At 60.9% G+C, this 443-nt stretch carries 1 protein-coding gene; it reads left to right on the top strand.

Annotation, left to right across the window (positions count from 1 at the left end; all coding sequences use genetic code 11):
* Nucleotides 1–74 precede the first annotated feature (74 nt).
* Nucleotides 75–443 (top strand): DUF4893 domain-containing protein (locus ACWTU8_RS32725; RefSeq protein WP_455851363.1); only part of this gene is annotated, 369 nt, incomplete at its 3' end.

Here is a 443-nt window from a genome sequence, read left to right as displayed (position 1 = left end):
CGGCGACGGCGCCGCTCCAGACATCAACTGCCATTTTTATTGACTGCCATTTTACAGGTTCAGGGAGTTTCCAGATGATCCTTCGTCCCCTTTTCACCGCCATCGGCCTGCTCTGCTGCACCCTGCCCGCCCTTGCCGACGGCCAGGTGCAGAAGCTGATCACGCCTGCCGACAAGGTCCGCCTCGACAAATATGACGAGACGCGCAAGGCGGCGCTTGCCGAGGCGAAAGCGGGCAGCCCGGCCGAGGTCAAACAGCTCGATGCCTTGCTGGCGAAGCCATTGGTGTCGTTCTCCGACAAGGACCTGACCGGCAACTGGAAGTGCCGCACCATCAAGGCAGGCGGCTTGAGCCCGCTCGTCATCTATGGCTGGTTCAAATGCAAGGTGACTGACGATGGTTCCGGCTGGCGGCTTGAAAAGATCAGCGGCTCGCAGCGAACC

It is taken from the genome of Mesorhizobium sp. BHbdii (genome assembly GCF_053848045.1).
This window is presented reverse-complemented; position numbering and strand designations above follow the sequence as displayed.